Here is a 24,659-nt window from a genome sequence, read left to right as displayed (position 1 = left end):
GCGCGAAAGCGCATACCAAACCCCATCATTTAATTGGATTCCAATGCCAAAGCGGCACACCAGACCTCGCCACGCGAGCCCTGGGCTAAAATTTTCAGCGAACGCCCGCTGTCTTGCGGGCTAATGGTAATGGTCAGGTCGGGCTTTGGCAAAAAGCCTGCACCTTTATCGGGCCACTCGATCAGGCACAGGGCATCGTCTTCGAAGTAGTCACGGATGCCGAGAAACTCCAGCTCCTCGGGATCGACCAGACGATAGAGGTCGAAGTGGAAGGCACGTATGTCACCGATCTCGTAGGGCTCGACCAGAGTGAAGGTGGGACTTTTTACCGCGCCAACATGGCCCAAACCGCGAATGATGCCCCGTGACAGGGTGGTTTTGCCCATACCCAGATTACCTTCAAGAAAAATCAGGCCATGGCCCTGGGTGACGCGGGCGATCCGTGCGCCAAAGTCGCTCATTGCCTGTTCATCGGCCAGGTACAGGGTTACTTCAGACACGGTGCTTGCTCCTCCAACAACTGACGAATGGCTGGAATCAGATCACTGGCCGCCAGCCCACGGCCGAATTTGCCTTGTTGCATACCCGCGTTGGCGTGCAGCCAGACGGCCAGGCATGCCGCATCGAACGCGTCCATGTCCTGGGCCAGCAATGCGCCGGTGAGACCGGCCAGCACATCCCCCAAACCGCCCGTGGCCATCGCCGGATGGCCCTGATGACACAGGGCCAGACGCCCGTCTGGATGGGCGATCAGACTGCCGGCCCCTTTCAGAACCACTACCGCTGAATACTTTTTGCTCAACGCCAGAGCAGCGGCCGGGCGATCGGCCTGCACTTCGGCGGTACTGATGCCAAGCAAGCGCGCCGCTTCACCCGGATGCGGGGTGATCACGCAATCATTGGGCAACTGGACGAAATCGCTGGCCAGCAGGTTCAACGCATCAGCGTCCCACACTTGCGGCAACGCAGCATTGGCGGCCGCCGACAACAGGGCACGACCCCAACTGGCCTGACCGAGGCCCGGCCCGACCACCAGCACCGAAACCTTTTCCAGCAGCCCCATCAGTTGATTGGCTGATGAAGTGCCGAGCGCCATCGCCTCCGGCACCCGAGTCAGCGCCGCCGGCATATGCTCTGGGCGAGTCGCCAGCGAAACCATGCCTGCGCCGCCGCGCAAGGCCATTTCAGTGCTGAGCAGAATCGCTCCGCCGAAACCGTGATCGCCGCCGATCAGCAACACATGGCCAAAGCGGCCCTTGTGCGAGGTCGGCGCGCGCGGCGCAAGTGCTGGAAGATTAGCGGCGCTCAGACGCTGAGCGCAGACAGGAATGTCACTGAAAATTTCGTCGGTGGCTTGCAGGTCGCTGAAGACCAGCTCACCGATATGATCCGCAGCATCACCGGTCAACAGCCCGACCTTCATAGCAATGAAGGTCACCGTTAGATCGGCGCATACCGCGACACCCAGTTCACACCCGGTATCGGCACACAGCCCGGAAGGAATATCGACCGCCGCTACCGGCAAGCCGCAGGCGTTGATCGCCTTGATCGCCGAGGCATAGGGCTCACGCACTTCGCCGCTCAGGCCAGTGCCGAGCAAGGCATCGAGGACGACACCGCACAGCTCGCTTTGCGCCTGCCAGCCTTGCACCACAACACCAGCAGCCACGGATTCGGCATGGGCCAGTGCGGCATCGCCCTGCAAACGTTGCGGATCGCCGACGGCGAGAACGCGCACGGTCCAGCCGGCCCGCAGCGCCAACCCGGCCACCAGATAACCGTCACCGGCATTGTTGCCATGGCCGGCGAGCACGGTCAGCTCGTTCGCGCCCGGCCATTTGCGCACCAGTGCGCGCCACGTCGCGCGGGCGGCGCGTTGCATCAATTCGAAGCCCGGCGTGCCGGCGGCGATCAGCCGCGCGTCGAGTTCGCGCACCTGCGCGGCGCGGTACAGCGCGTCGGGTAATTCATCTTTCGTCTGCGGCATGCGTCTTCGGGCTCCGATGTCTGGCAGAATTATACGCACCTCAGCTCCGGTTTCTCTCGCCTCATGTCCGCCATCACCACAGACCTGCCCGCCCTCGCCCAATCGATCAAGGATTGGGGCCGCGAGCTGGGCTTCCAGCAAGTCGGCATCAGCGGTCTGGACCTGGCCGAACACGAGCAGCATCTGCAGCGCTGGCTCGAGGCCGGCTACCACGGCGACATGGACTACATGGGCGCCCATGGCAGCAAACGTTCGCACCCGGAAGAGCTGGTGCCGGGCACGTTGCGCGTGGTTTCCCTGCGCATGGACTACTTGCCAGGCGATACCGAAATGGCCAAACGCCTGGCTGAGCCGGAGAAGGCTTACGTGTCGCGTTATGCCTTGGGCCGCGATTACCACAAATTGATCCGTAAACGTGTTCAACAATTGGCCGACAAGATCCAGGCGGAGATCGGCCCGTTCGGCTTTCGTGCGTTTGTCGACAGCGCACCGGTGCTGGAAAAAGCCATCGCCGAACAGGCTGGACTGGGCTGGATCGGTAAAAATACCTTGGTGTTGAACCGCAAGGCCGGCAGTTATTTTTTCCTGAGCGAACTGTTCGTCGACCTGCCGCTACCGGTGGACGAACCGCACAGCACTGAACATTGCGGGCGTTGCACCGCATGCCTGGATATCTGCCCGACCAATGCCTTTGTCGGCCCGTACGTGCTGGACGCCCGGCGCTGCATTTCCTATTTGACCATTGAGCTGAAAACCGCGATTCCCGAAGAATTGCGGCCATTGATAGGCAATCGGGTGTTTGGCTGCGATGACTGCCAGATCGTCTGCCCATGGAACCGCTTCGCTCGGCCGACTGGAGAAAGCGATTTCAAGCCACGGCACAATCTCGATAATGCCGAGCTGGCTGAACTGTTCATGTGGGATGAAGAAAAGTTCTTGAACAGCACCGAAGGTTCACCGTTGCGGCGTGCCGGGTACGAGCGCTGGTTACGCAATCTGGCGGTGGGGCTGGGGAATGCGCCTTCATCGATTCCTGTGCTGGAAGCGTTGAAGGCGCGACGTGATTATCCGTCAGAGTTGGTCAGGGAACATGTCGAGTGGGCACTGGAACAGCACGCCCACCGCGCGCTCGCAAAACCGGCAAGCGTACTGTTCAAATCGTAGCCGGACCTTGAGTGTTCCTGCTTTCGCCTTGTATCGTTTCGTTGCGTGCTCCGACTTACTTTTTTTCCTTTAAATGACCACCCAGCTGGTTGATGACCGCGATCCGCTCCTTGGCGTTTTCGGTCATATATATTCGGTCTCCTTGCGATAGATAGAGATGCATCGGCTTTGATGCTGAGCCGGATGGACCATGCATGGGCGTGTATTTGGCATGAATCAGCGCTGCAGAGGACGTCGGGGAGTTACCCGCCTCAATGTGCTGCATGAAGGTTTCGGCCTTTTCAAGCAAGCCGGTAAGGCCCTCTTTCTCAAGGATGTTCTTTTTGGGGTCGACCCTGACGAGTGACCATGGTTTCTCGGCCTCTTCCTGAACGGCCGCGCTGGCCTTCGCCTTCGCCTTGGCCGCCGCCTTGTTTCCCTTACCCTTGATCATGCCTCGGGCCATCTCTTGACCCGCTGCCTTGGAGCCTTTACTACTCAGGCCCTGCTTGAAGGCGCCAGCCAGTTTCCTGCCAGCATTGATGCCCGCTTTGGCACCAGCTGCCAGCCCTGCCCCCACCGAAGCCAGCCCAAGACCAAAACTGATCCAGCCCAATATCTCGCCCGCTTGAGAACCCGGTGCGAGTTCATTGACCACCTCGCTGGCAATACCCGCCAGGCCTGAAGCAACCGCCAGCCCCAATGCCGCCACTGCCCATGGCGTCGCCGCGCCCATCGTCACCACGCTGGCAACAATTCCGAGAACACTGAGGCCGATGCCCAGGATCGATTGCCAGGAGATATGCCCGGTAGGGTCGACACGATTGACAGGGTCGCCCAGGCAATAACTGTAGGCATTCAATCCGCCCGCGCCAAATGGACTCATGCTGTCGGGGGCGAGAAAGCGCATCAGTGTCGGACTATAAGCCCTGTAACCGTTGCCCAGCAGATACAGCCCGGTAACCGGATCCAGCTGTTCGCCGTTGAACCCTGCCACGCTGAACAATCCACCTTCGGCGGGACGATGCCCATAAGGGCTGTAGGCGCAATCGGTGAGCTGCTCCTTGCCCAGCGTTGCCAGCACACTTTGCTGCTGATCGGTGGCGTATAGCTGCGTGTCGGGGTTCAACCCCGATTGCTGTTGCCCCACGAGCGCTCCACCGTGACGCACAACACTCGTTGAACTTTCACCACGCACCTCGTTGGCAACCCGGCCTGCGTAGTAGTAACGCTGCACAATTGCTTTTTCGGGTTGCGACAGCTCCACCAGATCGTCGAAACCGTCGTAATGGTAGCCACGAATCACTGATCCCCCTGCGCTGGACAGCTGCTCGAGACGTCCGAACGCGTCATAGGCCAGCGTTCGCGCCTGGTCGTCCTTGATCATCCTGCCGTTGGCGTCGTATTCCAGCGTCACTGCCGAGGGATAGTCGACGTGGGAATGTTTGACGGCGCTGAGCTGTGCAGGATCAGGGTTGTCGTAACTGAAGGTGGTCAGATTCATCCCCAGCGGGAACTTCGTCTGCACGGTGAGGATGTTATCCAATGCATCGAAGGTGAATGTCTGGCGGACAATTTCCTTGCCATACGGATCGCGCGGCTTTTGCGTGCCGGCACAGTCGTACTGGATCAAGCGCCCGCGCACATCGTAGGTGAACTGTTCATCACGTAACACTTGAGTGCCACGTCTGGACACTTTCTGCGCCAGTTTGCCAGCCAGCGTGTAAGTCGATTCCAGGGTCTGGTCTGGCTGTCCTTGAGTCTCGAATGTGCGGCGGGTTTCACGCCCGATATCGTCATAGGCAAACCGGGTGATCATTTGACGCTTGATGGACGTTTCTTCGGTTTGCGTCCAGTCCAGCATCCCCGTCTGCGCGTTGTAGTGGAATTCGGTTTTAAGCGAGCCCTGGGAGGTGGATAGCAGGCGGCCGTGCTTATCGTATTCGGATGTGCTTTCGACTCCGAGCACATTGACATGGTTGATCGGTCGCCCCTGCAGGGACCAGCTACTGGAGGTTGCTTTGGTGATAGCGCCGAGGGTCGTCGTTTCGGTTTTCACACGCCCGGAGGGGTGATAGGTAAAGCTGCGCTCTCTGCCGTTTTCGGTACAGGTCAAGGGATTGCCACTGAGGGGGTCATACGTCATGGTCGTGACCAGATCCCCTGCCTTGCGCTCAGTCAGCAGGCCGCCCAGTTCCCGCAAATAAGTGAATTCGGTTTTTTTGCCATCAGCACTCCTGTACCACTGCGGCTGGGTGAAGCCCGCTTCATAACCTGCCTCGGACTTACGTCCGCCAACGGTACTTCGGATCAAGCGACCCAGACCGTCATAAGTTTGCTGCCCCAACACTTTGTCAGCGACCTTGATGTTGATCGGCAGACCTTCATCACTATGCCCGGCGTAGTCGGTCACGACCGCAGTGGCGTCGGGCAGGACACTGCGGGTTATCCGGTCAAAAACGTCGTACTCATATCGGCTGGTATTGCCGACAGGGTCTGTCTGACTGGTTGTGCGCCCGTAGCCGTCATAGGTGTACACAGTTTTGCCGAGACTTTTGTTCTTCAGATTGAAGCTCTCGACACTCAGCGGTTTACCGAAATCATTGACGAGGGTGATCGTCTTGCCCATCCCCTGGAGCCAATGGGTCTGCCGGCGAAGAACCGGGTCCGCCTCGCTGTGTTCGATACGTCCATCATCGTGCAGCGTCTTGCTGACCTGGCCCCAGGAATCGAATTCGTAGCCGGTGCTGACCGGATAAGGCTTGCCATCACGCCAATCAGTCAGCGTCACTTTCACCTTGTGGCCGACCGAATCATGCAGCGCAGAATAAAGCGTGCGTGTCTGAATCAGACCGTCCTTGTCGGGATGGTCGCAGTCCTTTTCATGAACGGTGATCACCCGTTCCATCCCGTCATAAGTCACTTTTTGCTCGCCGCCAGCAGGATCCGTGGTCACCATTGTCGCCGGATGCTGTTTGCTGGCAGCCAGATAGGTCCACCGGGTAACGGCCGCATATGGGGTGCCGCCAGCAACCGTTTTGCCCACTGCCCGACCGATTGCGTCGTACTCATGCTCGATGTGCTCGCCATCGACAGCGACTTCAGAGACCTGTAATCCGGTCAGCGTCGACAGCACTTTCTCACTGGTCTGCAGCGTGCCGTCAAATCCGCGCGTGCTGGACCTGACTCGCAACCTGTCACCCTCAAGTTCATAGGAAAACTCGATAGCGGTTTTTTTATCATTCAGGATGACACTCTGCTCTTTCGTGGCTCCATGCTTGAGTGGATCCCCGGGCGTATTCAAATAACTGCGTGCGGTTTTCGAACGCAATACCTCAACGCCTTCCAACACTTCACAAAAACGCTCCTCGACCGGTAACACGGATGCCAGTTCCGCACCGTCCAGCGCCGGATGCAGCGCGTAGTCGTAGTAGGTGACTGTCGAAGCACCATCGGATGCGGCAGCAGTCACCGTCCTTTTTTTCGGGAATCTGGAAAAGCCCAGCGGATCCTCTGGGCAGTTATCTCCACCACTGGCCGGATAAAATTCCGTGGTCGTCGTCACCCCAGTGGGCTCGACCTGCTTGAGCAAGTTACCTTCGTCATCGAACTCGGTGACGGTGGTTTCCACACGCTGCTGTTGGGTGCGCCGATCGAGGTACGTCACCGTGTGGACTTTAGGCATGCGGAACTGAGCCACCTGCTCACTGAATGGCTTGGTAATGGAACAGTGATACTCCGTGGTGGTGGCGATCTGAGCGTCACCACAGGTTGTAACCTCAGCCACCAACAGATGGAATTTGTTGTAGGTGCGTTTGATGCGGGTATGTACTTTGCCGCTGACCAGCAAGTGCTCATCCGAGGTGTAGACGTAGTGGCCGGGCGCCAGATAGAGAGGATCCAGGTCACTATCCTTGGCAGGAAGGAGGCCCTGCCCAAGGAAGTTATGGTCGGAGTACGTGTAGGTCTTGCAAAGTCGGGGCTGGCCGCGCCCTGGGTAGACATCGTGAGCAATCACAAACGGCAGTGTCCGTTCCACACCGCTGATGAAGCGGTGGCCGTGCCGCTTGTAGCGAATGATTTCGACCCCGCGCAGCGGATTGACGATGCGATGAACATAGCTGGCTCCAGCGATGACTTCATACTCAAGGTCCCAACCCTTACCAACCGGCAACTCGATGGCCGTCACTCGAGAGTTTTTCAAGATCAGCTTGTAGTTGGAACTGGAAGTAGTGTCGGGATGCCGGGACAGCGTCACCTGACCTGCCGCGCGGGTGATTTTCAACAGGCAGCGCTTGGCATCACGGACTTCGGCCAATCGGGGAAACTGGTTGAACAACTCATGCTTCAGCGTAATGCTCACACCGTTCGCCGCTATTATTTTTTCCGCGACGGCGACCTGAGTGCCGGCCAGGACTTTGAGCAGTTCACGCCGGCCATCCTTGTATCGAACTTCATAGCGTCCTGCTCCAGCGACTGACACTTTCGCCGTTTGCAGTTTCATTTCCTTGAACTTAAGGCCGGTAGACGTCTCGACAGCCTTGTAGCGCTCACCGTTGGACAAGGTCATCACTTTGCTGCGCAAGTCATAATTGGTCAGTGTCAAAGACCAGCCAACGCCGAAACCACTATCCGCCTGATTGAGCGGATTAAAGCCCACTGAAAGTGCAAGCTCCGGACCATTGAGATCCGCCGAGTGCAACTTGCCAAGCGAAAATGCGCAGGTGTACATGCCCGTGCGGGGATCAACGCCTCCTGAAACAAATTCACCAAAGTTGAAAGCGTTTGAATGAACAGAGGGAGAGAAATTACTTTCCATTGGTAAACCGTCCTTTTATTTCCAGACTTAGGTTGAGCAGTTAAAACTGGCCAGCAAAAAGCGCCGACCACACAACGAAGTCAGCTAAGCTGCTTCATTGACCGCCTGGATTGATCCAGAATAAAAGTGAGCCGCTCTTTATCACCATCGATACAAAGGCGGTGCTCCGTACCGAACTCATCGAACACGGCAAACTCGAATGCGCTTTCATTTTCCCGTGCTGCTTGCGGGTCAGCGGAAAGATACTGAACAAGGGTTAATTGCCCAGGCACCTTATTGATAGGGACGGTAACGTAGCTCAGGGGACTGCGGAATGTTGCTTGCACGCCATATATCGGTGCCATATAGCCATAAAAAACTTTGCGACTACCTTGTATTCCGGGGATATTACCGGACACATAGACTTGCACTGCCTCTTCGGAATCATAAGGATCAAGTTTCACCTCACTGCTGTACCAGTCAAGGAGGTGAATCTGCCTGCCTTCAGCGCGCAGGGCAATATGATAATGCTGAATCGAATCGTATCGACCCCTCTGCCGTTTCTCATCATACTTGCTCAATGAAAAGCTGCTCAGCGAGTACTCTTTTGGAGGAATCGCCTCCAGCGTGACACTGCTGTCGAAACCAACCCCATTACTTCGCAATACCACGCCATTCAAGGAGATCTCGGCAGCCACTTCCATAATTCCAGGTCGGGAAGCCGAGACCCAGAACTGGAAAATCTGTACCGGATCTGCGGCGTTGCTTACCTGGTTGTCACTAACCCGAGGGAGTTCTGTCAGGCGCGTTGCACCACCCGACATTTCGTGAGCGTAACGATTTTCCTGAATCGAAACACTCCAGTCTCCCTCCAGAGGCCGAGCACCGTTGTAGGCAATCAGCCGCAATGACGGCAATGCAGGATGTCCATGCAGCGATACGCCGTCGCCATTGTTATCGATACCGTGCAGAAGCACCAATACACGCACCTGCATGCGACCGTTGGCATAAAGCACTTTGTGCTGGCCAAGATTTGTGGCGTCGAGCTTTACCTCGATACGGGAAATACCAACTTGCTCATCAAACATCTGATAACACCTCAGCCGATTAATATATTTCGCCCTTCAAGGGCTCGGCAAAGTATTAACGTCGAATTTAAATATAAACAGCCGCGACATTTGACATTTTGTGAAAAAGCAAACTTTCAACATTATCTTTAATAATTCACACAGATGCTAATAACTTCAAAAAATGCGATCTGCATGTTACGAGATTCAACACTAAGCCCTTCGCCCCTTTGATTCTGGCCCACGATGGCCTGTTACCCCTTCCGAATTCAATCAACCCGAACCGGAAGGGGAGTCAGCGAGTAGCTTATGTTTGCCAAATCATGTTGGCAGCGTGATCGATCCGTTACTTTCGACAACACTCAGTCGCTATCTGGACCTGTCGAAAATCCGCTCTCCGATGACTCACTATCGGAATCAACGTCTGAAACTGTTTCTTCCGTCTGGATTTCCACTTTCCGGTCCATACTGGAATTTTCAAGATATTGATTAATCCGCCGCATCGACTCGTCACTCAGCGGATTGTTCAATAAACCAACATATAGATCTTGAGTATCCGGAATATCGAACAGATCGCCCCCTATGTCTGAGATATTATTATCCTGTAACGCCATGACCCGAAGATCTCCAAGCCTGTCTATACCGGAAGGCAGGCTGGAGAGATTGGCGTTATATAGCATCAACTCGGTCAAACCTGTCATGAAGCCTACATGCGGAGCAACTGTCAGAGGGTTGTTGGCCAGATTCAACAAAGTGAGCGTCTCGATCCTGGACACACCTTCAGCCGTCGCTTCAGATAATTCAAGCGAGCAATCGTCCAGCACAAGTTGACGCAACTGGCGCATTTGGAATATCCCTGACGGGAAGTCCTCCATTTTTATGCCAGTGACCATCAAATATTGAACATTGGGAAAACTGTCAAAAAAAGCGCCGATGCGTGCGCCTGGCGTTTCCACAGTCAATATCAACTCTGTTACATAGTCGAACCTGGCGGATAATCTTGGTAACTCACCAGTAAAATCGACATGATGGGAAAAATGATAGTCACCGTAACCCCACCTGGAAACCGACTTGCGTCGCCAGATATCTTGCAGTTTTGCGCTAAATTGCTCGCGAGCCTGGCGCTGTTCTGCGATCTGCATTGCGTCCTGCGAAGAGTCCGCTTGGGTCGATAATCCTTCCGCACTCCAGATCGCCAATTCATTGCGCAATATTGCGAGGTCTGTCTCCAGGCGCGCTAAAACTGTGGACGGCTCAGATCCCAGGCGCTCGGAAACGAACGCGGCCAACTCCTTGTCAGCAAGCTGCGGATAGAGGCTACGGACACGTTCCACAACGGATCCTGTCAACATCGGGTTGACATCGCCGCCGCCTCGCAGCCCCGCTTGCGCGTATTGGGCGCTGGCCGGAACAGCCGTTACCTGCACCGGTGCCAGTCCCAACAATTCGCTCACGCGTTGGCGCGACGGCAATGGCTGTGCGCGTACCAGTTGCCGCAGAGCCGCACCACCGCCCTGCGCTACACCGAGCAACTGGCGCTGCCCGGGCAGTAAAAGGCGCCAGACGGCGGCATACAGATCCATCCGATCCTGAGGGGACGCGATGCCGCTGCGTTGGATAACGTAGCCTTCATGCTGACGAATCAATATGTGCCGCACTGGCGATCGAGCATCGCCAATAGCACTCAATGACTCACCCTCTGACGCTTGCAGACGAATCTCGATACGAATCTGTCGCGGCCACTGATCAAGCTGCCCGATCATCTGCAACGCCAGTTGGTCAGTGTCCAGGCTGGCTACCGCATCCAGATAGATTCCTTCGCACGCCCTGGCGAGACGCACCTCGCGTAGCGCCACCAGCGTTTTTTCTGCCATGTGCCGCGGCATTCCCGGCCGCAGGCGCAAATGCCTGTGGTCGGCGGCACTGGCCTCTCGCCACAACGCCTGAGCAATCGTCTTGGGCAGATGAGGAAAAATCCGTCGCATCTGCAACGTATTGTCATCGCAATCGAGTTCGAACGCCCGCTCGCTCTGCTCAAAGAGCAAAGCGCGGGACTGTTCGATAACGCGCTCGCTCAGATCAGTTGCCTGTAGCGTTAACAAAGCCTGCAGTTGTGAATCGGCTTGCGCACGCACGGTCGGATCGGAATGTTGCACTTGGGTGATGAACTGGCGGATCTTTTGATCGAGGGCGAAGCGCCTCGCAGTGTCCTGCAGCAATGCCAGCGAAGCGGGATGAATGTCGGACCTGTGCGCCATCATCGCGTCGACGCCGCTCACGGCAAATATGCGTTGGGTCATCAGTGGAGGGAAATCCTTTATTGAATACTCCGTGCCGGGAAGCTCTGTCGTGCGATTTTGTCCGGTAAAGACAGTTGCAACTGGATTGGCCGACTCAGGATCATCCAGCGGATGCCACAAACGGCCCTCGCTGTCAGGCCTCAACAGCGGACCGGAGGGATGCAGTTCTCTGGCATGTGTGGCGCGAAACAGGCCGCTCTCGGGGTCTCGGACCACTTGTACGATGTGATTGTCAGCGACGGCAACATACTGACGCTGCTTCATGATTGCGATGCCCCATGCATCGGTCTCGTCGAGACGCTCTTGCGTGGGTATCCAGTAGTTCTCCAGCGAATTCCTTGCGGACACACTTGCGAACTCGTCGATCGTGGAATATTTCGGCCTCGTGCTCACACTGATGACAGGCATCACTGCAAGCGAATCTGAAGAAGATGGCGAAGGCAAGGGTCCCTGATGATGTGCGACAGTCGAATGCGGCATTGTCGGTGACGGGTTCAGAGCCCGGGGCAGGCCATCCCCGCTGGACTCGATGGGTCTGGTTGGGGCAGATACAGGTTTGATTTTCGGCGGTTTGCCAGTCATGAATGCTCATCCTTGAGGAGTGGTGACGCTGGCCACACATCGCTGCGGGCCAGCGCAAGGCATCAGATAAAGCACTTTCGTGCATATGCCTGATTATCGAACATGGCAGCTTATCTGCAGCCGCGATGCCAAACGCATATACAGCTACTACATCCCAGGACATTGCATCAATGGATGATGAAACTCAGCCTCGCTGAAGAGACAAATTGCGCTCATAAAAACTCACGCGAATCGCCAACTTATGCCCGGTACCATATTCATCGATAGCGATAAAGTAGAGGACACTTCCATATTTTTGCGCACCGGTATTTTCCGAGTATTCGGATAACGCCTGCACAATAGTGAGTTCTCCGTCGCTTTGCGTATTTACTTTGTAATGCTTGTGATTCCATGTTTGCGCATCGCCGGTGAAAGCATATACAAACGGATCACCCCTATCAGGCAAGGTGACGGTCACACTGGTTTTTTCGGGACGGACGAAAATGCACTTCATATAATTTGTTTTGATTTCGTTAAGCCTGTTCCCGCCCGCAAAATCGAGGTTTTCGCCCTCTTCAGCCCTCTCGACCATCCAATCGACCAGGCGGATTTGCTTCCCGTCCGGGTAAAGCCCCAGATGGTACTTCCAGATACGATTACCAGGCGACTCATTACCAATCCTGTTCTGATACAACTGAAAGACTCCATATGTCGCGGGCTTTTCAGCCTCCAGAGTCACGCTGCTGTAATGAACACTGACAGGGGTGGTTCCGTTGCTCAAAATCCTCTCCCCGTTGAGAGACAGGCGCGCACCGACCTCAGTCGTTCCGGCGCTCGACGAGGAAACCCAGAACGTACGCACCTGTGGATGAACGCTGTCATTCTCAAGATCATCATCGTGCCTGTCCAAGGCATCCGGTGCAGGCCGTGCCTCACGCGTAAACCGCCCTTGGACCGCGCTCGCGACCCAACCATCGCGCAAGGTCTTGCCGGTCGCGTAATGAATAAGCTGGATGCTTTCCATTACATCTTCCGGTACATGCACAGCGTTGCCGTCGGCGTCTACTCCGGCAACCAGCACCTGAACTTTGACTTGCATCCGGCCATTAGCAAAAAGTGCCCTGCTTTGAGTGTTATCACTGGCGTCAAACTTGACCTTCAGACTGGACAACCCCACAAGAACGGGCGAAGTGTTTTGTTGATTACCTGTAGCATCCATGCTTTCACTCATAATACAGCTCCTCTGTGAGAATATAACTTGATAGTGACATCGAAAACATGTCAGCAAAAAAAGTTACATACCCACCAAGAAAATATCAAAGTGAAAAGTGTAAGAAATATGCGCGTATCAGCCGCCAGCCATTGCCTTATCTTTAAAGCAGTTCCAAACACACCGATGCAAGAATGTTCAATGTTCGTCGTTATAGACGAACTTCGGCATTTCCCAATGGAAACGGATGGCCAGCAGACGTAACAGGAACCCGCCAAATAAAGTGATCAGAATGGCTTGTTCGCCCGGCACATTTATATAGAGACAAAACATGTAGCACCATGCCGCAGCGAATGAAACACTGGCATAAAGTTCGCGGCGAAATATCAGCGGAATGTCATTGCAGAAAATGTCGCGCAGGATGCCGCCGAACACACCAGTGATAACGCCGCTGACCGATGCCACCAGCATGCCGTGACCCATTTCCAGCGCGGTCATGCAGCCGATCAAGGTGAACGCCACCAGCCCCACCGCGTCGAGCACCAGAAACAGCGAGCGCAGGTGGCGCATCCAGCGCGCAGCGAATACGGTGAACATCGCTGCCACCGAGGTCAGCACCAGATATTCCGGATGTTTGACCCAGGTCAGCGGGTAGTGCCCGAGCAACACGTCGCGCACCGAACCGCCACCGAGCGCGGTGATGCAGGCGATCAGCACCACGCCGAACCAGTCCATGCCTCGTCGTCCGGCGGACAGCGCGCCAGTCATGGCTTCGGCGGTAATGGCGATCAGATATAGCATCAGCAACATGATGGCAGTCCAGGCAGGAAGGCGCGCAGTCTAGCCATTTCGGCGCCGCACCAGAAGAGGGCGCGCCTCTCGCGAGCAGGCTCGCGAAGGCGGAAAGCCGCTCCCTCAGAACTTGATGAAGTGCTTGCGGTAATGCTGCAACTCGGCGATCGATTCGCGAATGTCGTCCAGCGCCAGGTGCGTGCTGCCCTTCTTGAAGCTGTCGCGCACATCCGGCGCCCAGCGCGCGGCCAGTTCCTTGAGCGTCGAGACGTCGAGGTTGCGATAGTGGAAGTAGCTTTCCAGCGCCTTCATGTGGGTATAAAGGAAGCGACGATCCTGGCAGATGCTATTGCCGCAGATCGGCGACTTGCCCTTCGGCACCCACTTTTCCAGAAAGGCGATGGTCTCAGCTTCTGCCTCAGCCATGCTGATACGGCTGTCGCGCACACGCTGGGTCAGACCGGAGTTGCCGTGGGTGCGGGTATTCCACTCGTCCATGCGCGCGAGCACTTCGTCGCTATGGTGGATGGCAATCACCGGACCTTCAGCCAATGTGTTCAGCTCACTGTCGGTAACGATAGTGGCCATTTCGATGATGACATCGTTGTCCGGGTCCAGACCGGTCATTTCCAGGTCGATCCAGATCAGGTTCTGCGGATTTTGCATATTCGGGCTCCTAGGCAATGCTGCGCAGTTTAGCCTAGGCCGGTGGCCGGGCGTGCTAAACTCGCGGCCGTTTTACCTAATCGCTGCATTCTTCAGACGGAACACCCATGGCCAAACGCCAACTCAATCGTCGTCAAAACTGGCGCATCGAAAAGATCCAGGGCGAGCGCGCCGCACGCGCCGCCAAACGCGAGTCCTCGGCGGTCGAAGCCCTCGAGGGCGGCGACCTTGGCCCAGAGCAACACGGCCTGGTGATCGCCCACTTCGGCGTGCAGGTCGAAGTCGAAGCCGTCGACGGCGAACTCGCCGGTCAAGTGTTCCGCTGCCACTTGCGCGCCAACCTGCCAGCGCTGGTCACTGGCGACAAAGTGGTCTGGCGCGCCGGCAACCAAGGCATTGGCGTGATCGTCGCGCAACTGCCGCGCAGCACCGAACTGTGCCGCCCCGACAGTCGTGGCCAGCTCAAGCCGGTTGCCGCCAACGTCGACATGATCGTCATCGTTTTCGCGCCGCTGCCCGAGCCGCACGCCAACCTGATCGACCGCTATCTGGTCGCCGCCGAACATGCCGGCATCCGCCCGCTTCTGCTGCTGAACAAATTCGACCTGATCGACGAGCAGAACGCCCCGGCGCTGAACGCGTTGCTGGCGGTGTACCGCACGCTGGGTTATCCGGTGCTGGAAGTCTCGGCTCACCACGGCGATGGCATGGAACAGCTGCAAAAGCAGCTCGACGGGCGCATCAGCGTGTTCGTAGGCCAGTCCGGCGTCGGCAAGTCGTCGCTGGTCAACAGCCTGCTGCCGGAAGTCGAAACCCGCGTCGGGCCGTTGTCGGAATTGTCCGGTCAGGGCACGCACACCACCACCACCGCGCGCCTGTTCCACTTCCCTGGCGGCGGCGAACTGATCGACTCCCCGGGCATCCGTGAATTCGGTCTGGGCCACGTCAGCCGCGCCGATGTCGAAGCCGGTTTCATCGAGTTCGATGACCTGCTCGGCACTTGCCGTTTCCGCGACTGCAAGCACGACCGCGAACCGGGTTGCGCGCTGCTCAAGGCGCTCGAAGATGGCCGCATCCAGCAGCAACGGATGAACAGCTATCGCTCGATCATCGCCAGCCTGCCCGAAAACGGTTATTAAACAGTCGCGCCGGCAGCCCTGTGCCATGGGTTGCCGGCTGTCGGACTGCATCTGACTCACCTCTCTCCTCTTAAACGTCAGCCTCTTCTGTAGGCACTTGCGCGACTGCTTGCAGGACCTTTCTGTTTTGCCGCGCAGACCTTGTAGGCCTGAGCCAGCGGCCTACATTCCTTTCCTCCTTCGCTCACAGCGACCTTCGAGGAAAGCCATGCCAACCTGTGTTTTATTCATCCGCCATTCGTCTCGCTACATCCACGCGTGCAGTGCCCACAGCATCGTCGGCGCGATCCGCCTGCACACGGTGGGGTGACCATGCGCAAGGCACTGTTCATCGGCATCAACGATTACACGCATATCGGCGGCCTGAGCGGCTGTTGCAACGACGCCATGGCCATGGCTTCGGTGCTGAAAACCAATGCCAACGGCGACCCCAACTTCAAGAATGTCGTGTTGACGTCCGCCGAGGATTATTTGAGCCGGCAAAAACTCGAAGACCAGATCCGCGAGTTGTTTTCCGGTGACTGCAACGTCGCTCTGCTGTATTTCGCCGGCCATGGCGGTTTCGACGCCGACACTGACGAAGGCATGTTGATCGCGCAGGACTACCGCAACGCCAAGGACGGCATCCGCATCAGCGACATCCTCAACTGGGCGGACAAGGCCACGCGAATCAAAAACAAAGTGATCATCCTCGACTGCTGCGAAAGCGGTTCGGCCGGCGAAGTGCGCGCCCTGCGCAGCGAGAGCAGCATGGTCAGCGAGGGTATGACGATCCTCACCGCCTGCAAAAAAGCCGAGCCGGCGCTGGAGGGCGCGCAGCACGGCGTGTTCACCGGCCTGCTCCTGCAAGCGCTGCATGGCGGCGCGGCGAATATCCTCGGCAAAATCACCCCCGGCAGTCTGTATTCCTTTGTCGACAACGCCCTCGGCGCCTGGGAACAGCGTCCGGTGTTCAAGACCAATGTGTCGCAGTTCATTTCCCTGCGCGAAGTCTCGCCGCTGATCCCCAAGGAGATACTGCGCAAATTGCCCGACTGGTTCGCCGAAGCCGAATCGGTCTACCCGCTCGACCCCAGCTATGAGCCCACCGAAAAGGCGTTCGTGCCTGAGCACGGCGAGGTCTTCGCCCAGTTGCAGAAGTGCAACCGCCACAGCCTGATCGAGCCGGTCGACGCCGAGCACATGTACTACGCCGCCCTCAACTCCACCGGCTGCCGCCTGACGGCACTCGGCGCCTATTACCGCGAACTCGCCCTCAAAGGACATTTCTGATGCCAGTCTTTATCAGCTATCGCCACATGGATCGCGCCCATGCGATCGCCATCAACACCCGCCTGACCCAAGCGAAGATCAGGACATATCTCGATGTCCTCGATCCGGAATCGCAGACCACGGACGACATCACCGGGGTCATTACCCGCAACATCACCGAGTGCACGCATCTGCTGGCGGTGGTGTCGGAGACAACTGCACTGTCGTGGTGGGTGCCGTTCGAAATTGGCGAGGCGACGATCAGCAATCGGCGGATCTGTACGTTCAAGACCGGACCTGCGCAACTGCCGATCTATCTGGACAAATGGCCGAAGCTGAGCACGGCCAGCGATCTGGATTTCTTTATCGATGCGTATCGTGATGAGGTGTCGAACAAGCGGTCGATGGCGCTGGATTCGATCAGCGAATCGGTCAAAGGGGCTTACAAGCGCGATGCAGAGATGTTTCATGAACAGCTGAAGAACCGGATTCGTCGGGGATTCTGAGACTGTGCCGGCCTGTGATAGCCACAAAAAAGCCGACATCACTGTCGGCTTTTTTTCACTCACTGCTTCGGCGCAGGCGCCGCCCCACCCGGCTCAGCCGGTTTCGGCGCCGCATCGTCAAACAGATTCAACCGCTCGCGCAACTCGTGAGCCGGCACTGGCTGTTTGTCCGCCGGCAACGCATTCGGATCAACCGGGGCTGCCGGAGCAGCACCGTTCTGCCCCTGATCCGCCGGTTTCGCTGCCTCAGGCCCCTGCGCACCTTCGATGGCGGCCTGGGCTTTTTTGGTCAGTACGACAATGTCGATCCGGCGGTTGACCGGGTTGAACGGATTTTCCCGATCGAACAACGCCGACGAGGCATAACCGACCACCCGCGCCACCTGCGCATCCGGATAGCTGCCCGCGACCAGGGCACGGCGAGCCGCGTTGGCGCGGTTGGCCGAGAGCTCCCAGTTGCCGTAGTCGCCAGTGCCAATGTACGGCTTGGCGTCGGTGTGGCCGCTGATGCTGATCTTGTTCGGCACCGCTTTGATGGTGTCGGCCATGGCCAGCAGGATGTCTTCAAAGTACGGTTTCAGGCGTGCGGACCCGGAGTCGAACATCGGCCGGTTCTCGGCGTCCATGATCTGGATGCGCAAGCCGTTCGGGGTGATTTCGAAGAGGATCTGATCCTTGAACTTCTGCAGTTGCGGGTTCTCGTCGACCTTGTTCTGCAGTTCTTGCAACAGCAGCTCGAGACGCTCCTTCTCGACTTGCTCGGCCATGCCTTCAACCTGATCGGTGTCGACCGTGACCTTGTCCGGTTGCGGCTGCGACTTCACTTCCGGGTTGAGGGTGTTTTCCGGCGCCAGGGTCGGCGTGCCACCCAAGTCGATGATGTACGGCGTGCCGCTTTCGGAGAAGCCGACCGGGTCCTTGAAATAACCGGCGATGGCGATCTTCTGTTCCGGCGTAGCGGTGGACAGCAGCCACAGCACGAGGAAGAACGCCATCATCGCCGTGGCGAAGTCGGCGAAGGCGATTTTCCACGCCCCGCCGTGGTGCCCGGCGGCAATGCGCTTGACGCGCTTGACGATGATCGGCTGATTATTTTCCATGACTTAGCGACCGCGAACCGCTTGTTCCAGCTCGGCGAAGCTTGGACGGTGCGCCGGGTACAGAACCTTGCGCCCGAACTCGACCGCCAGCGACGGCGGCATGCCGGACGCCGAAGCCACCAGCGAGGCCTTGATGGCTTCGTAGACGTTGAGCTCTTCCTTGGCATCGTGGGCCAGGGAATGCGCCAGCGGACCGAAGAAACCGTAGGCCGCGAGAATACCGAAGAAGGTACCGACCAGTGCCGCACCCACGTGCAGACCGATCGACGCCTGGTCGCCCTCGCCCAGCGAGGCCATGGTCACCACGATACCGAGTACCGCCGCAACGATACCGAAACCGGGCATGCCGTCGGCGATGCCGTTGACCGCGTGCGATGGGTGCTCGAGGTCTTCCTTGAGGCTGTACAGTTCCATGTCGAACAGGCCTTCCAGTTCGTGCGGAGCCATGTTGCCGGAGGACATGATGCGCAGGTAATCGCAGACGAACGCGGTCATGCGTTCATCCTTGAGCACCGCCGGGTACTTGGCGAAGATCGGGCTCGCGGCGGCATCTTCGATGTCGCCTTCGATCGCCATCATGCCTTCACGGCGGCTCTTGTTGAGGATTTCGTAGATCAGCCCGAGCACTTCCAGGTAGAAGGTGTGGGTGAAGCGCGAACCGAACATGCTCAGGGATTTCTTGAGCACGTGCATCGTCATGTAACCGGGGTTGGCCTGGAGAAATGCGCCGAGGGCCGCACCGCCGATGATCATCACCTCGAAGGGCTGGATCAGAGCGGCAATCTTGCCGTGGGAGAGCACGTATCCGCCGAGCACGCTCGCGAATACGACGATGATGCCGATAATTTTAGCCATAGGTAGAAGGTACTTGTTTAAGTCGGGTTCAAGGTCATATTCGGAAGTTAAAAAATCTCTTCTTCTACTTATCGGCAAAACTGCGCCAGACTATAGCCAGTTCAGGCGAAAAGCCAATTTAGCCCATGCCGGGCGCGTCTACAGTCAGTGAAGATCTCGTCCAGACATGGCTAATGAAACGAACATTCCATCGGTAATACCGACCACGCTCCAGGCTTGGGTCAAGCTGCTCGACAGCGTCCGCCTGCCCGTACCACAAGAGGCTCACGACAAAGTCTGCCGGGCGATCCGCGACAATCGCAGCTCGCTGCGCGACATCGCCGATCTGATGCAGGACAGCCCGGCGCTGGCCTTGAGCGTCATCCGTGAGGCGAATCGTCACACCCACGGCACCATGGCCGCGCCGGCGGAAAATCTTGAGGTGGCAATCAATCGCCTGGGCCTTGCCCGCACCGAAGAATTGCTCGCGCGCCTGCCCGCCGAACCGCACCGGCAAATCCCCAAGGCTTTGCGCCAATTGCAACTGATCAGCCAACACGCGACACAACAGGCCAACGGTTTTTTTGCCAGTCGCCTCGCGCGGCTGTGGCAGGACATTCATTGGGGCAGCTTGCTGTTTTTGTCGCCGCTGTGGCCCTTGGCACTGACGTATCCGCAGTTGCTCGAGGAGTGGGAACTGCGCGTGATCCACAAGGGCGAGTCGGCACGTGTGGTCGAAAAGCAATTGTTCGGCGTGCGCCTGTTGAAGATCGCCGAGGCACTGGTCCACGCCTGGCATCTGCCGATCTGGGTCGAGCAAGGCTACAAATTGCTGCTCAGCGAACAACGCGAACTGGTCAAAGTGCTGCGCATCGCCCGCGACAGTGAACACCCGCTGCGCCAGCAGAATCGCCTCGACGATGACCCGACATTGCGCCGCTGGCTCAACCAGCCGGCGAATACCGTGCTGCTGGCCAATGGGCTGGCGCTGTCGGCGCAACAGGCCTGGGACAGTCCGCACAGCAAGCGCTGGCAGTACCTGACCAGCCTCTATCTGCAGATTTCCATGGACGAAGTGCAGCAACAGTTGCACCAGCAAGCGGCGAACAGCGCGCGTCAGCATGCGATGCCCGATTTGTGGCACCCGGCGGTTTCGCTGATCTGGCCGTGGGGCACTCGTCGCTTGCCGGCCGGCATGCTCCCGGCAGCAGCGCCGAATGCGGATGACTTGGGCCAGTGGCGTCGGCAATGCGCCGAACTGCTCGCCGAACCCAGCCGCTTCACCAATGCCATGAGCCTGACCGTCGCCGCCCGCGAGGCACTGGTGGCCAGCGGCATGCGCCGGGTGATGATTCTGATGGCCGACCGCACGCACTCGACCCTGCGCGTACACCAGACCGCCGGTTTGCCGAAGGATGCGGCGGCGCTGAGTTTTGTCGTCAGCCAGAGCAAAGTCCTGCAACGCCTGCTCGCTCAGCAGGCACAGGTGCGGATCACGCCGGAGAACAACGCACAATTCTCGGCCTTGTTACCGGCGAGCCTGCGCACGCTGTTTCGTGGCGAACATCTGTTTCTGCGTTCATTGGTCAACAATGGTCGGGTGATCATGATCGTCGTTGCCGATCAGGGCGGCGGCCCCTTCGCCGACATCACTGTGCAAGCCTTCGGCAAAACCGCGCAGTGCATCGAAAAAGCCCTGCACAGCTTTAGCAGCCGTGGCCAATGAGCCTGCGCTACAATCCTCCCCTTTGTGCTCTGGAGACCTCACATGTCTGACTTCTCTGGCTTGCCGCTTGTCATCGAGCCGAGCGACCTGCTGCCGCGTCTGGAGTCCCCGGAACTGATCCTGGTGGACCTGACCAGCCCTGCCCGGTATGCCGAAGGTCACTTGCCCGGCGCACGTTTTGTCGACCCGAAACGCACCCAGCTCGGCCAGCCACCGGCCCCCGGGCTGATGCCGGCGAAGGCCGATCTGGAAGCGTTGTTTGGTGAGCTCGGTCATCGCAAAGACGCGGTCTACGTGGTGTATGACGATGAGGGCGGCGGCTGGGCCGGGCGTTTCATCTGGCTGCTCGATGTCATTGGCCACGACAAGTACCACTATATAGACGGTGGTCTTCCGGCCTGGCTGGCGGACGGCATGCCCATGTCGATTCAAGTGCCGGCCGCCGTCGGTGGCCCAGTGTCGCTGACCCTGCACGACGAACCGACCGCCACCCGCGAATACCTGCAAAGCCGTCTCGGCGCCGCCGATCTGGCGATCTGGGACGCGCGTGGGCCGCTGGAATATTCCGGCGAGAAAGTCCTCGCCGCCAAGGGTGGCCACATCCCCGGTGCGGTCAATTTCGAATGGACTGCCGGCATGGACCAGACGCGTCAGTTGCGTATCCGCAGCGACATGCCGCAGATCCTCGAAAACCTCGGGATCACCAAGGACAAGGAAATCATTACCCACTGCCAGACCCATCACCGGTCGGGCTTCACTTATCTGGTGGCCAAAGCCCTCGGTTATCCGCGGGTCAAGGGCTACGCCGGTTCCTGGGGCGAATGGGGCAACCACCCTGACACGCCAGTCGAGATTTAAGGTTTTTAAGGACAACTAATGAAAGAGCGTCTGTTTATCCTCAGCCAGTACCTGCTGCCGCATCACCTGCTGTCGCGCCTGGCCGGCTGCATCGCCGAATGCCGCGTGCGCTGGTTCAAGAATGCCTTCACCCAATGGTTTGCCAAGCGTTATCAAGTGGACATGTCGCAAGCGCTGGTCGAAGACCTGACCGCTTACGAGCACTTCAACGCCTTCTTCACGCGTGCCCTGAAAGACGGCGCGCGTCCACTGGACGAGACCCCGGGCGCAATCCTCAGCCCGGCCGACGGTGCGGTCAGCCAGCTCGGCCCGATCGAGCACGGTCGTGTGTTCCAGGCCAAGGGCCACAGCTTCAGCGTGCTGGAGTTGCTCGGCGGGGATGCGGCCAACGCAGCGCCGTTCATGGGCGGCGACTTCGCTACCATTTACCTGTCGCCTAAGGACTACCACCGCGTGCACATGCCGCTGGCCGGCACCCTGCGCGAAATGGTCTACATCCCGGGCCGCATTTTTTCGGTGAACCAGACCACTGCCGAAAACGTCCCGGAGCTGTTCGCCCGCAACGAGCGCGTGGCGTGCATTTTCGATACAGAACGCGGGCCGATGGCCGTGGTGCTGGTCGGTGCGATGATTGTCGCTTCGATCGAAACCGTGTGGGCCGGTCTGGTCACGCCACCGAAGCGCGAGCTGAAAACCTTCCGCTACGACGAAGCCGCACGCGCACCGATTCATCTGGAAAAAGGCGCGGAACTTGGGCGCTTCAAGCTCGGTTCGACGGCGATCGTGCTGTTTGGCCCGGATCAGGTGAAGTGGGCCGAAGAGCTGGTGGCCGGTTCACCCGTGCAGATGGGCCAAGGCCTGGCACTGCCAAAAGCGTGACCCTGTTCGCGGAAGCAGCCGAGGCTGCTTCCGCAAACCGCGGCATTTGCTGCTATGGTTTTGCTCATGAGCCAGACCAACTTTTCTCCCAAGCTGCGCGCTCCGACTCCCACGCAAACGCGCCTGTCGTTCTGCGAGGCCAGCCCGCGCGACCTCAAGCGCTGGATCGCCGGCCTGCCCAAGGCCAACATCGGCGAAACCGCCCGCTTGCTGTATCAAGGCCTCGGCGAACTGAACCTGTTGCTCACCCCCAGCGACAATCGCCTGCAATTGCTTGAGCTGCTGCGGCCCGAGGTGTATTTCGTCTGCCAGCATCTGGAACGGCATTTTCTGCATCAGGCGATCATGCTCGACGAGCGTTCGCGCAAAGTCAGCAACCTGTGTCAGGCGCTGCAAGCTCAGTTGGCCATCGGCTATAAACAGATTGTTCTGCGCATCCTGCCCAAATACAGCAAGGATCGCGCGACATTGGTCGGCACCGCCTTGCAACGCGCCGCGCATGCCCTCAAGGCGCAACTGGTGCGCGCCACGCAGCTGTACAGTTCACCGCCGGAACACGTGTGGTTGGAATTGCATCAGCTGTATCGCAGCGCTGCGCAATTACAGCTGCAACAACGGCGGCTGCGCGATGATCTGGCGTTTTTGACCAGCGAACTGAGCGTCGAACAGACCTACATCGCCGCGCTGCTATTGGGCAGTGCCCGTTGCAATCAATTACGCCAGAGTCAGATTGCTCGGCTGGCCGAGGTGATCGAGCCGTGGAGCGCCCTGCTCAAACTGCATCCCGGCAGCGCCGACGACGGTTTGTTCGCCATCAGCCCGGAACTGGATGTTGGTCCACGCTACCGCAAGATGTTTCGCAGCGAACAACAGAGCGGGCTGCTGGGCTTCGACCCGCAGCCCTTGGTCAAGCAGCTCGAAACGCACCTGCTGCAGCAGCCGACTTCGCCCCCCCTGCCTGTTTCCGCCGGTCTCAGCATCGATACCCTGCAACATCTGCACGCCACTTGGGGCCAGGCTGCCGAACGCAGTTTTCAGCGCAGCGCCGGCCAGGGCACATTGACCGTGTGCGTCGGCATGAGCGCCCTGCACTTCCACCTCGGCGGCGAACGCACCTTTAGCGAATTGCTCAAACATCCCGGTGGGCGAGCGGCGAACTTCACCAGCGTGGTGGTGAACGGCGAAAAGGACAGCTGGAGTCAAGCGTTCGACGCCGCACCGCAAGGCAACGATGAGCTGTTGCCATACGAGGAAATCCAGTACGACCAATTAGGCGAGGACGAAGGCCCCGGCAACGCGCCGAACTATCCGACTTACGCCTTGCCGGTGATCAACCACAGCCCCGGCGGCTATTGCCTGGCCTGGCCGAGCGAGGTGCCGGCCGAATTGCAGGCCGGGGAAATGCTCGGCATTCAGGACAGCGAGAGCAACGGCTGGAGCATTGCGGTGATTCGCTGGATTCGCCAGGTGCGCGGCAGCGGCACACAGATGGGCATTGAACTGGTCGCGCCACACGCGCAGCCGTGCGGGCTGCAACTGGTTCGTTCCAAGGACGATCACAGCCATTATCTGCGCGGCTTGCTGTTGCCTGAGATCAGCGCGATCGACTTGCCGGCTACCGTACTGGCGCCGCGCCTGCCGTTTCAGGAAGGCAACAAGGTGTTGATCAACACTCAAGGCGAAGAACACCGCGCCGGGCTGGATCGGCGGGTGGCGAGTACGCACAGTTTCAATCAGTTCGCCTATCGCTCGCTGGATCCTGCGCAGAATGGCGGGGGTGAGGAGGATTTTGATTCGTTGTGGAATTCGCTTTAGAGCAAAAGATCGCAGCCTTCGGCAGCT

At 58.3% G+C, this 24,659-nt stretch carries 18 protein-coding genes; 8 read left to right on the top strand and 10 right to left on the bottom strand.

Features of this window, described 5'->3' with window-relative positions:
* Positions 1-29: 29 nt before the first annotated feature.
* Together tsaE and NF676_RS03275 are read right to left on the bottom strand one after the other, a co-directional pair.
* The gene (tsaE, locus tag NF676_RS03280) at positions 30-500 is read right to left on the bottom strand and encodes a tRNA (adenosine(37)-N6)-threonylcarbamoyltransferase complex ATPase subunit type 1 TsaE (RefSeq protein ID WP_150638276.1); all 471 of its coding nucleotides are present in this window, start codon (positions 498-500) and stop codon (positions 30-32) included.
* The gene (locus NF676_RS03275) at positions 488-1,987 is read right to left on the bottom strand and encodes an NAD(P)H-hydrate dehydratase (protein WP_252887228.1); all 1,500 of its coding nucleotides are present in this window, start codon (positions 1,985-1,987) and stop codon (positions 488-490) included. The genes tsaE and NF676_RS03275 overlap by 13 nt, the downstream gene beginning before the upstream one ends.
* A gap of 63 nt (positions 1,988-2,050) precedes the next feature.
* Between NF676_RS03275 and queG the strand changes: the two genes are divergently transcribed.
* Positions 2,051-3,151: a tRNA epoxyqueuosine(34) reductase QueG gene (gene queG / locus NF676_RS03270; protein ID WP_252887227.1), complete on the top strand. Its 1,101-nt coding sequence runs from the start codon at positions 2,051-2,053 to the stop codon at positions 3,149-3,151.
* Positions 3,152-3,206: 55 nt separating this feature from the next.
* Here queG and NF676_RS03265 read toward each other — a convergent pair whose 3' ends face one another.
* The 6 genes from NF676_RS03265 to orn form a co-directional block, all read right to left on the bottom strand.
* Positions 3,207-7,949, bottom strand: coding sequence for an RHS repeat domain-containing protein (locus tag NF676_RS03265; RefSeq protein ID WP_252887226.1), 4,743 nt, complete (start codon positions 7,947-7,949; stop codon positions 3,207-3,209).
* 80 nt (positions 7,950-8,029) lie between these two features.
* Positions 8,030-9,016, bottom strand: a complete 987-nt coding sequence (locus NF676_RS03260; protein ID WP_252887225.1) for a hypothetical protein — start codon at positions 9,014-9,016, stop codon at positions 8,030-8,032.
* Positions 9,017-9,357: 341 nt separating this feature from the next.
* Positions 9,358-11,877: a leucine-rich repeat domain-containing protein gene (locus NF676_RS03255; protein WP_252887224.1), complete on the bottom strand. Its 2,520-nt coding sequence runs from the start codon at positions 11,875-11,877 to the stop codon at positions 9,358-9,360.
* Between the two features lie 184 nt (positions 11,878-12,061).
* Positions 12,062-13,087: a hypothetical protein gene (locus tag NF676_RS03250; RefSeq protein WP_252887223.1), complete on the bottom strand. Its 1,026-nt coding sequence runs from the start codon at positions 13,085-13,087 to the stop codon at positions 12,062-12,064.
* 177 nt (positions 13,088-13,264) lie between these two features.
* On the bottom strand, positions 13,265-13,879 hold the full coding sequence (locus tag NF676_RS03245) for a trimeric intracellular cation channel family protein (RefSeq protein WP_177342722.1): 615 nt from the start codon (positions 13,877-13,879) through the stop codon (positions 13,265-13,267).
* A 102-nt stretch (positions 13,880-13,981) separates the two neighbouring features.
* Positions 13,982-14,524, bottom strand: coding sequence for an oligoribonuclease (gene orn, locus NF676_RS03240; protein ID WP_016771957.1), 543 nt, complete (start codon positions 14,522-14,524; stop codon positions 13,982-13,984).
* A 107-nt stretch (positions 14,525-14,631) separates the two neighbouring features.
* On the opposite strand from orn, the gene rsgA reads away from it, so the two are divergent.
* From rsgA to NF676_RS03225, 3 genes are all read left to right on the top strand, one after another.
* On the top strand, positions 14,632-15,663 hold the full coding sequence (gene rsgA, locus NF676_RS03235; RefSeq protein WP_024011360.1) for a small ribosomal subunit biogenesis GTPase RsgA: 1,032 nt from the start codon (positions 14,632-14,634) through the stop codon (positions 15,661-15,663).
* Between the two features lie 312 nt (positions 15,664-15,975).
* Complete coding sequence (locus tag NF676_RS03230) at positions 15,976-16,935, top strand: caspase family protein (protein WP_252887222.1); 960 nt, start codon at positions 15,976-15,978, stop codon at positions 16,933-16,935.
* Positions 16,935-17,420 (top strand): toll/interleukin-1 receptor domain-containing protein, encoded by a 486-nt coding sequence (locus NF676_RS03225; protein WP_041480739.1) that lies wholly within the window; start codon positions 16,935-16,937, stop codon positions 17,418-17,420. The genes NF676_RS03230 and NF676_RS03225 overlap by 1 nt, the downstream gene beginning before the upstream one ends.
* Before the next feature lie 59 nt (positions 17,421-17,479).
* On the opposite strand, the gene motB is transcribed toward NF676_RS03225, so the two are convergent.
* Positions 17,480-18,520, bottom strand: a complete 1,041-nt coding sequence (motB, locus tag NF676_RS03220; protein ID WP_073471668.1) for a flagellar motor protein MotB — start codon at positions 18,518-18,520, stop codon at positions 17,480-17,482.
* A gap of 3 nt (positions 18,521-18,523) precedes the next feature.
* The gene (gene motA / locus NF676_RS03215) at positions 18,524-19,375 is read right to left on the bottom strand and encodes a flagellar motor stator protein MotA (RefSeq protein WP_024011357.1); all 852 of its coding nucleotides are present in this window, start codon (positions 19,373-19,375) and stop codon (positions 18,524-18,526) included.
* 166 nt (positions 19,376-19,541) lie between these two features.
* Here motA and NF676_RS03210 point away from each other — a divergent pair, with 166 nt between their 5' ends.
* The 4 genes from NF676_RS03210 (at position 19,542) to NF676_RS03195 (ending at position 24,632) form a co-directional block, all read left to right on the top strand.
* Complete coding sequence (locus tag NF676_RS03210) at positions 19,542-21,080, top strand: HDOD domain-containing protein (protein ID WP_252887221.1); 1,539 nt, start codon at positions 19,542-19,544, stop codon at positions 21,078-21,080.
* 42 nt (positions 21,081-21,122) lie between these two features.
* A complete protein-coding gene (gene rhdA, locus NF676_RS03205; protein ID WP_076565369.1) occupies positions 21,123-21,938 on the top strand; it encodes a thiosulfate sulfurtransferase in 816 nt (271 codons plus the stop codon).
* A gap of 18 nt (positions 21,939-21,956) precedes the next feature.
* Entirely contained in the window at positions 21,957-22,817 is an 861-nt protein-coding gene (gene asd / locus NF676_RS03200) for an archaetidylserine decarboxylase (protein ID WP_024011354.1), read from the top strand.
* Between the two features lie 66 nt (positions 22,818-22,883).
* Complete coding sequence (locus NF676_RS03195; RefSeq protein WP_252887220.1) at positions 22,884-24,632, top strand: cyclic-di-GMP receptor FimW-related protein; 1,749 nt, start codon at positions 22,884-22,886, stop codon at positions 24,630-24,632.
* The last annotated feature ends 27 nt before the right edge of the window (positions 24,633-24,659 follow it).

Source organism: Pseudomonas siliginis (genome assembly GCF_024072275.1).
In the GTDB taxonomy this organism is placed as follows: Bacteria; Pseudomonadota; Gammaproteobacteria; order Pseudomonadales; family Pseudomonadaceae; genus Aquipseudomonas; species Aquipseudomonas siliginis.
The sequence above is the reverse complement of the archived record's forward strand: the minus strand, read 5'-3'. Positions and strand labels throughout refer to the sequence as shown.

Bases quoted from the DNA above. Each gene is read 5' to 3' on its own strand.
- NF676_RS03275 (WP_252887228.1), bottom strand. From the start codon at position 1,987: ATGCCGCAGACGAAAGATGAATTACCCGACGCGCTGTACCGCGCCGCG.
- queG (WP_252887227.1), top strand. From the start codon at position 2,051: ATGTCCGCCATCACCACAGACCTGCCCGCCCTCGCCCAATCGATCAAG.
- NF676_RS03265 (WP_252887226.1), bottom strand. From the start codon at position 7,949: ATGGAAAGTAATTTCTCTCCCTCTGTTCATTCAAACGCTTTCAACTTT.
- NF676_RS03260 (WP_252887225.1), bottom strand. From the start codon at position 9,016: ATGTTTGATGAGCAAGTTGGTATTTCCCGTATCGAGGTAAAGCTCGAC.
- NF676_RS03255 (WP_252887224.1), bottom strand. From the start codon at position 11,877: ATGACTGGCAAACCGCCGAAAATCAAACCTGTATCTGCCCCAACCAGA.
- NF676_RS03250 (WP_252887223.1), bottom strand. From the start codon at position 13,087: ATGAGTGAAAGCATGGATGCTACAGGTAATCAACAAAACACTTCGCCC.
- orn (WP_016771957.1), bottom strand. From the start codon at position 14,524: ATGCAAAATCCGCAGAACCTGATCTGGATCGACCTGGAAATGACCGGT.
- rsgA (WP_024011360.1), top strand. From the start codon at position 14,632: ATGGCCAAACGCCAACTCAATCGTCGTCAAAACTGGCGCATCGAAAAG.
- NF676_RS03230 (WP_252887222.1), top strand. From the start codon at position 15,976: ATGCGCAAGGCACTGTTCATCGGCATCAACGATTACACGCATATCGGC.
- NF676_RS03225 (WP_041480739.1), top strand. From the start codon at position 16,935: ATGCCAGTCTTTATCAGCTATCGCCACATGGATCGCGCCCATGCGATC.
- motB (WP_073471668.1), bottom strand. From the start codon at position 18,520: ATGGAAAATAATCAGCCGATCATCGTCAAGCGCGTCAAGCGCATTGCC.
- motA (WP_024011357.1), bottom strand. From the start codon at position 19,375: ATGGCTAAAATTATCGGCATCATCGTCGTATTCGCGAGCGTGCTCGGC.
- NF676_RS03210 (WP_252887221.1), top strand. From the start codon at position 19,542: ATGGCTAATGAAACGAACATTCCATCGGTAATACCGACCACGCTCCAG.
- rhdA (WP_076565369.1), top strand. From the start codon at position 21,123: ATGTCTGACTTCTCTGGCTTGCCGCTTGTCATCGAGCCGAGCGACCTG.
- asd (WP_024011354.1), top strand. From the start codon at position 21,957: ATGAAAGAGCGTCTGTTTATCCTCAGCCAGTACCTGCTGCCGCATCAC.
- NF676_RS03195 (WP_252887220.1), top strand. From the start codon at position 22,884: ATGAGCCAGACCAACTTTTCTCCCAAGCTGCGCGCTCCGACTCCCACG.